Below are 7906 nucleotides of genomic sequence, written 5' to 3' on the forward strand. Positions count from 1 at the left end.
CATTGAGAATGCCATTATTTTATATGAAAGAATTATTTTGGAATATCCTGAAAGCGTATTTGTTGTAGACAGCCGAAAAAAATACCGTGCTCATAAGGCTATGACTAAAGAAGATAAGTTTTATCAGGATCCTCCAATAAAACCTTAATTCATTTATAAAGTCATATTGACAGAAAACATGAATAATTTTCTTGCTGTATAGCAATGCAACAATGGCACATCATTTGTCAAACATCTATATACTTAAATACGTAAATTTATCATAAAAACATTAAACATGAAAGCTAGGATCATCTACACATTCGCATTGACAATCATTATAGGTTTTATATCAACATCCTGTAATAACAATACTGACAAAAGAGAAGCTGCAAAAGAATATATGCGCAATCAAACTACACAATATACAGTAGCATCAACAACAAGCCCCGAAGTAAGCGAAAGCACTACTTCAGCGCACGATGCCATTTATACCATGACTGATAAAAACTTTGATGAAACAGTTAAAAGTGGTGTAACATTGGTTGATTTCTGGGCCGAATGGTGTCGCCCTTGTCGCATGCAAGCTCCTATTGTTGAACAAATAGCCAGCGAAATGAAAGAACAAGTGAAAGTTGGTAAATTAGACATCGACCATAACAGAGCTGTACCACAACGCTATCAGGTTATGAACATTCCGACTATGCTTTTATTTAAGGATGGTGAAGTTGTTGAAAGAATTGTTGGTCTTACAGATAAGAACACATTAGTCAATTATATCAACAAACACATTTAATAGTAGATTCTACTCATTTACTAAGCTAAATCACAAAATAGCATAAAATCGTTTATTTCGCTGAATAATATATTGTAACTTTATAATGCTTCTGTCAAATTAATTGGATGGGGCGAAAGGAATTTCAGTTTAAATTTTTACATTCGTAGGTGTTTGTATCACACTAGTTATACTACATTGATTGTAGATTTTAATGATAGAAATTAATTTGAAATTATAATAGTTATTCATGATCGGTATGAGGATAAAATTCAAACGTCATTTCATTTTATTGACTTCCTTGTGCTTATTTTTTCATATTTCTGGTACACTTCAAACCTCTGCTCAAAAAGCAGATTATACCCCTATTGTTTGGTTAAGCTCGGAAAACTACAAGCTTCAACCTGGATTATCTCAAAATAATGTCAATTGTATTTTGCAAGATCATATGGGTAATTTATGGTTTGGTACATGGGATGGCCTAAATAAATACGATGGCTATAAATTTACTATTTACAAACCCAACCTAAAAAATAGTGAAAAAGGAATAAGCCATCAAACTATCAATACACTTTTTGAAGATGAACGAAATCAGCTGTGGATAGGTACAGATGGTGGCCTAAATATACTTGACAAAGGACCTCAAAAGTTCACGCATTATTCTTCAACTCATCCTGAATTTACATTATCAAACGATACTATTCGTACTATAGTTGAAGACAAAATTCATAATATTTGGATAGGGACAAATTATGGACTCAATGTATATTATGAAGATGAAAAAAAAATAGCCAGTTATTATAACGACCCTAGCAATCCAAACTCTATTGCAGGCAATTATATCAATCAGGTATTCATTGATCAACACAATTTAGTTTGGGTAGCTACCAATAATGGAATTTCAATTTTAGATCAAAAAAATGGCAAGTTTACAGCATTATATGACGCTAAAAACATTAATCCATTAAAAGGGATTCCTGTAAATTGTATAATACAGGACAAAAAAGGAAATTACTGGTTTGGTACTGAGATTGGGCTTTATAAATTCGCCACCAAAGAGAAGAACTTCACTCATTACACATCTAATACTATCGATTTAAATGCGCTATCAGGGAATTCAATTTCCTATTTGTTAGAGGATAGAAATGGAAATATATGGGTTGGTACCCAAGGTAATGGTCTGAATATTTTTGATCCCATAAAAAACAAATTTGTTAGCCGAAATGATCAAAAATTAAAAGAATTCAGCAAAGAATTCATCAATTCTATTTATGAGGATCGATCCGGCATTATTTGGGTTGGAACATCATGGAGAGGTCTGGCAAAAGTGAATCCACATGCAAATCAGTTTGAACACATTACCTATTCTCCCAGTAATCCTAACGGACTTAATGAGGGAACTGTTTGGACAATGTTTGAAGATGAAGAAGAGGATGTTTTGTGGATTGGGACAAGTAATGGCATCAACTTATTAGATCTTAAAACAAATACTTTCAGCTACATTCAAAATAATCCTGCAGATCCGAATTCATTATCTGATAATTTGATCCGCGACATTGTTAAGGACTCAAATGGTAATTTTTGGATTTCAACTCTTTCAGGTGGTTTAAATTACTATAATGTAAAAGCCAATTCTTTTAGCTGCTTTATGCACGATCCTAAAGATGAAACAAGCATTAGTTCAAATCATGTTTGGAAGGTTTTCATCGATCGGGAGGGAACAATTTGGGTAGGAACAAATTATGGATTAAATAAACTTGACCCAATCAGTGGGAAGTTTAAGCGGTATTTCCATGATCCGCTAGATTCAAAAAGTTTGAGTAACAATACTATTTTCTCAATATATGAAGATAGTTATGGGATGATTTGGTTCTGCACCTATGACGGATTGAATATTTACAACCCTAAGCAGGATAATTTTACAGCTATTAAATATAATGCTTCAAAAACAGGACTAAGTACGAAGAGTGTTTTCTCCATCCATGAAGACAAAGATGGTATTATTTGGATAGCTACCATGGGAGGTGGATTAAATAAATACGATCGAAAAAACGGATCGTTTAAATATTTCACAGAAGATGAAGGCTTACCAAACAATATTGTTTATCGAATGTTTGAAGACCAATTTAACAATTTGTGGTTAAGTACGAACCGTGGAATTAGTCGTTTTCATAAAATAACCGAAACATTCGTGAACTTCGATATTGATGACGGTATTCAGAGTTATGAATTCAATCATAATGCAGCTTTTATGAACTCAAAAGGAGTGATGTATTTTGGAGGCATGAATGGAATTAATCGGTTTAAACCTGATAATATTAAGAAAAATAATAATATCCCACCTGTCATCATTTCATCATTCAGTATTTTTCACGAAAAGCAAGCAGTTGAACTAAATGATGGTGATACCATCGTTCTCACCTATCATCAAAACTTTTTTTCCTTTGAGTTTTCTGCACTTGAGTTTAGCAATCCACAAAAGAACAAATATTCATATCGTTTAAAGAATTACAATAAAGCCTGGATTAAAACCGATGCAGACCGTAGAATTGCCGAGTATACAAAAGTGGTACCCGGCACCTATGTATTTCAGGTTAAGGGCTCAAATAGCGATGGTGTTTGGAACGAAAATCCAATAAGTGTAACCGTCATTGTAGAACCACTGTGGTGGCAAAAATGGACTATTCGGATTCCTATCCTCTTAATTTTAGGATTTATAATTTACAAAATGATTTCGATGCGATTAAGGCGAATTCAGGAAAAACACAAAACCGAGAATGAGATGTTGCAGTATCAGAAAAAATTCTCTGACATACAGCAAAAAGCATTACGCCTGCAAATGAATCCTCATTTTATATTCAACTCGCTTAATTCAATCCAACAATTCATTCTACAACAAGACAGCGAAACTGCACATATTTATTTAACTAATTTTTCTTCCTTGATGCGGAAAATTTTAGAAAATTCAAAGCACGATAGCATTAAACTGAGTGAAGAAATTGAAAGTATCCGATTGTATCTTGAGTTGGAAGAATTAAGATTTACTGAGCATTTTTCCTATCACATTAATGTAGATAAAAACATCCTCCCAACAAAAATTCAGATTCCCCCCATGCTTATGCAGCCCTACTTAGAAAATGCAATATGGCATGGTTTAATGCCTAAAAAAACCGGTGGAACATTGAACATTGATTTATCTTTATTCGACAAAAAAACCATGCTTGTGAGCATTAAAGATGATGGGATTGGACGCGAAAAAGCTTTAGTAATAAGCAGTAAACGAAGATTTCATAAATCAACCGGCATGAAAAATATAGAGGAGCGCCTGGAACTATTGAACAGCTTAAATAAAACAAATATGAAAGTCGAGGTGCTTGATTTATATCATAAAAATGGAGAAGCAGCAGGAACCGAAGTTAAACTATTTATTCACTTTGATACGATTAATTCGTAGCATAAAAAAGAACACATGGAAACAATCAAAGCAATTCTCGTTGACGATGAAAAAAACAGTCTTTCTACCCTTCAGTTGTTATTGGACAAATATTGTCCTGAAGTGGAAATAATTGGTACTGCCCAAAATGTTGCAGATAGTATCAAAATTATAGATGAGCTGAAACCTGAATTGGTTTTTCTTGATATAGCAATGCCTGATGGTGACGGTTTTGAAGTATTGGAAAACGTTAGTCATAAATTATTTCAAGTCATTTTCACCACTGCCTACGACCAATATGCTTTACGTGCCTTTGAATATGCAGCCTTACACTATTTGTTGAAGCCTATTAATTTCAACGATTTGCAGGATGCAGTAGCTCGCTTTACAAAGGTGACAGATGAGTCTGAATTTGATGATAAACTCCTCAAAATAAAAGATTCGCTTGCATCTCAACAAAATAAAATTATTCTTCCAACCATGGAAGGGCTTAACATCATTGATATAGAAGATATTATTCGATGCGAATCAGATAATAATTACACCATTTTTATTCTCAAAACCGATAAAAAAATTGTGGTTTCGAAAACCCTAAGTAATTATGAAAAATTATTAGCCGATAAAGATTTTTTCCGTATTCATTCCAAGCATTTGGTGAATTTAAAATATGTGAAAAAATACGTGAAGGGACGTGGTGGCTATGTGGTATTTTTCGATGGCACACATGCAGATGTTTCTGCCAGTCGTGTTAAAGATTTTCTTGTTCGCTTGAAAATATTTGCTAAATCGCTTAATTAAAACTTACTTCGTTGAAGCACCATTAATATTAAGTCGATCTCCTTTATGATTGCTATTATCGATTAATTTTTTGGCCTTTTCAGAATTCACATGACTGAAGAAATCTTCGTTGAAAGTCAAAATTCCTTTTTTGAAAGCATAATAGTTATACGTATCAGCAGGAATATATAACCATTGTTTTCCTAAATCTCTTTCCTGAGGGGGAACCAAATAATCAAATACAATCATTTTGCTTTTGGGAATCAGCTTCATCATCATACTGTATTGATTATTGAATTCAAAAACCCGCCTGTACTTTATCTCCCCGTCTACCTCAAAAATTGGTGCACCTAATATTAGTTGACCATCTTCATTAAATCTGAATACTTCTATAATCTTTTTAGAACTAAAACTATTATTACCATCCCATCCCAAAAGAATGTAATAGACTTGACCTTTGTGTTTTAGTTTCATAATGTCGTAGTACAAAGCACCAAACCAACTTTCGGGTCCATGCAAACTATCTTCAACCTCATTAAACAATATTTGCTTTGAGTAATCATACAATGGAATTAACTGAGCAGCACCTTCTTTGTCCATGTGAATAGCTCCATAATAACGATAACTCCCATCGTCAAAACGTAATGTCCAACTAAAAACCCTGAATTTTTTATCAGGTGATTTCAAAACATACATGAAGGAAAAAGAGTCGAAGGGATAATTAAATGATCCAGGAGTTTTTAATGCCGTTACAAATTGTGGTATAAAATCCGTTAAGGCGTCCATTCTTGAAAACTCATTCCAACCATCAAGAATAGTATCTCCTAATGTATACAATCGTTTTTCCATTATCACAAGGCTATCGTAACCTTGGCCCAGTATGTCCTGAATTTTTTCTTTGCTATCCTTTTTGTCCGATTTTTTGGTTAGTTCATTTTGTCTGGCATTCGCTTCTTTTACCTTTTCTTTTTCAACACTTGCGTGCTCTAATGCCAAAATACTGACAGCAATGTTTTTATCAAATTTTTCAACCAAATCAAAAGATATAATTCCAATCAATTCGCCCTTCATATTTAATAAGGGAGCGCCATCGTGTAATTCTGCCAAAGGAATCATTAGTAGTAAACCGGGACCAACTCCTTCAAACATTCGGGCAATAGATACTATTCCTTCCGAAACTACAGCTATATTTTTATCATTAATTCCCAAAACAAAGGCTTCATCTCCTTCATATAATATTGAATTTGAAAGCTTTAACACAGGAAAGACAACATTGTCAGGATTTTTAACCCTGAATTCTACAAGACCCGTTTTTTCATAAACTTTAATGACTTCTAATAAATCGTATAAGTGGCCATCTTGTGTAGCAACCAATACTGCACTTGCTGTTTTAATAATTGGAAATGACGTAATGACAATACCCTCACTTTGAATAAAAAAGCCGGTTCCTGTAGCCATTAAATGTCCGGCTTGTCCAAATGCCTTAATCAATACAACTGCATCTCGTTTTGATGCAACCATATCTGCAAATTCATCATCTACGGCATCTGATTGCGCATGCACTTGAAATGTACAAATCAATCCAATTATTACAATTAGGAACTTCTTCATCATTTGATTTAATGATTATGATATATTAACCGGAAATGCGCTAAAATATTATAAATATTTCTCGATTGCTTGGTTTACGTTATTCTCAATACGACTGATCACATTTGTCCGATCTGAGAAATTGAATTTTTCAGCGGTTACTTTTTCATACAATTCAATATAACGGTTCATTACCATTTCAACCACATCGTCATTAATATCAGGCATCACATCACCTTCCCTGCCCTGAAATCCTTGTTCCATCAACCACTCACGAATGAATTCTTTCGAAAGCTGCTTTTGCTTCATCCCTTTGGCAAAGTTTTCTTCGTAGCCCTTTGCATAAAAGTAGCGTGACGAATCAGGTGTATGTACTTCATCAATAAGATAAACTTCGTCATAATAGAGACCAAATTCATACTTTGTATCCACTAAAATCAATCCCTGTTTGTCAGCAATTTCGCTACCTCTTTCAAATAATTTATGGGTGATTTCTTCAAGTTGCTTATAGTGCTTTTCTGAAACAAGACCACTTTCTAAAATTTCATCTCTCGATAGGTCTTCATCATGTCCATCTACTGCTTTGCTGGTTGGGGTTAGAATGGGTTTTGAAAACTTTTGATTTTCCACTAATCCTTCAGCTAAAGGAATACCACAGATGCTTCTTTTACCAGACTTATATTCCCGCCAGGCATGACCAACTAAATATCCTCGAATAACCATTTCGACTGGAAAAGGTTTGCATCTTTTTCCTAAAGAAACAGCCGGATCAGGAACTTCTTCTAACCAATTGGGAACAATATCTTCAGTTAATTTAAGTGCTTTTGCAGCAATCAAATTTAGAATTTCACCTTTATAGGGAATGGGGCGGGGCAAAACATGATCGAATGCAGAAATGCGATCGGAAACAACAAACAATATTTTGTCTTCTCCAACTTCATACACATCTCTTACTTTACCTTTCATAAATCCCGACTGACCTTTGAATTTAAAATTCGTTTCATTGAATGCTTCGTATTTCATAATATTTACTTCTTATTTTTCAAATATTTTAGTATAATTATTTGGGCAAAACTAATCAATATTCTGCTTTTCCTGAGGATGCTTTTTTGAATATGCACGAATTATATCTTTTACTATTTTATGTCGTGTAACATCCTGAACGTTAAATTCCAATACTTCAATCCCCTTAATATTCTTAAGTATTTGTGTGGCTTTTAATAACCCTGATTTTTGGGAAGATGGTAAATCGATTTGTGTCAAATCGCCATTCACAACAAATTTTGCAGAAGGCCCCATACGGGTTAAAAACATTTTCAATTGCAAATCAGAACAGTTTTGGGCTTCATCTA

7 protein-coding genes are annotated in these 7906 nt (G+C 33.7%); 4 read left to right on the forward strand and 3 right to left on the reverse strand.

Translation table 11 applies throughout. The features are described 5' to 3' along the window. From HOG71_01155 to HOG71_01170, 4 genes are all read left to right on the forward strand, one after another. A partial coding sequence (locus HOG71_01155) for a hypothetical protein (GenBank protein MBT5989437.1) occupies positions 1-148 on the forward strand: 148 nt, incomplete at its 5' end. Positions 149-475: 327 nt separating this feature from the next. Then, positions 476-775 (forward strand): thioredoxin, encoded by a 300-nt coding sequence (gene trxA, locus HOG71_01160; protein MBT5989438.1) that lies wholly within the window; start codon positions 476-478, stop codon positions 773-775. A gap of 238 nt (positions 776-1013) precedes the next feature. Beyond that, the gene (locus HOG71_01165; protein ID MBT5989439.1) at positions 1014-4208 is read left to right on the forward strand and encodes a histidine kinase; all 3195 of its coding nucleotides are present in this window, start codon (positions 1014-1016) and stop codon (positions 4206-4208) included. Positions 4209-4223: 15 nt separating this feature from the next. Beyond that, complete coding sequence (locus HOG71_01170) at positions 4224-4985, forward strand: response regulator transcription factor (protein ID MBT5989440.1); 762 nt, start codon at positions 4224-4226, stop codon at positions 4983-4985. Between the two features lie 3 nt (positions 4986-4988). Here the strand turns inward: HOG71_01170 and HOG71_01175 are convergent, their stop codons facing one another. From HOG71_01175 to HOG71_01185, 3 genes are all read right to left on the reverse strand, one after another. Beyond that, positions 4989-6575, reverse strand: coding sequence for a serine protease (locus HOG71_01175; GenBank protein ID MBT5989441.1), 1587 nt, complete (start codon positions 6573-6575; stop codon positions 4989-4991). 48 nt (positions 6576-6623) lie between these two features. Next, positions 6624-7577 (reverse strand): phosphoribosylaminoimidazolesuccinocarboxamide synthase, encoded by a 954-nt coding sequence (locus tag HOG71_01180; protein ID MBT5989442.1) that lies wholly within the window; start codon positions 7575-7577, stop codon positions 6624-6626. A 51-nt stretch (positions 7578-7628) separates the two neighbouring features. Further along, the coding region (locus HOG71_01185; GenBank protein MBT5989443.1) for a phosphate starvation-inducible protein PhoH at positions 7629-7906 on the reverse strand (278 nt) is incomplete at its 5' end.

The organism is Bacteroidota bacterium (assembly GCA_018698135.1).
In the GTDB taxonomy this organism is placed as follows: domain Bacteria; phylum Bacteroidota; class Bacteroidia; order CAILMK01; family JAAYUY01; genus JABINZ01.

What these genes read in the sequence shown, in the direction of transcription:
- trxA (MBT5989438.1), top strand. Translation starts at nt 476, where the DNA reads ATGACTGATAAAAACTTTGATGAAACAGTTAAAAGTGGTGTAACATTG.
- HOG71_01165 (MBT5989439.1), top strand. Translation starts at nt 1,014, where the DNA reads ATGAGGATAAAATTCAAACGTCATTTCATTTTATTGACTTCCTTGTGC.
- HOG71_01170 (MBT5989440.1), top strand. Translation starts at nt 4,224, where the DNA reads ATGGAAACAATCAAAGCAATTCTCGTTGACGATGAAAAAAACAGTCTT.
- HOG71_01175 (MBT5989441.1), bottom strand. Translation starts at nt 6,575, where the DNA reads ATGAAGAAGTTCCTAATTGTAATAATTGGATTGATTTGTACATTTCAA.
- HOG71_01180 (MBT5989442.1), bottom strand. Translation starts at nt 7,577, where the DNA reads ATGAAATACGAAGCATTCAATGAAACGAATTTTAAATTCAAAGGTCAG.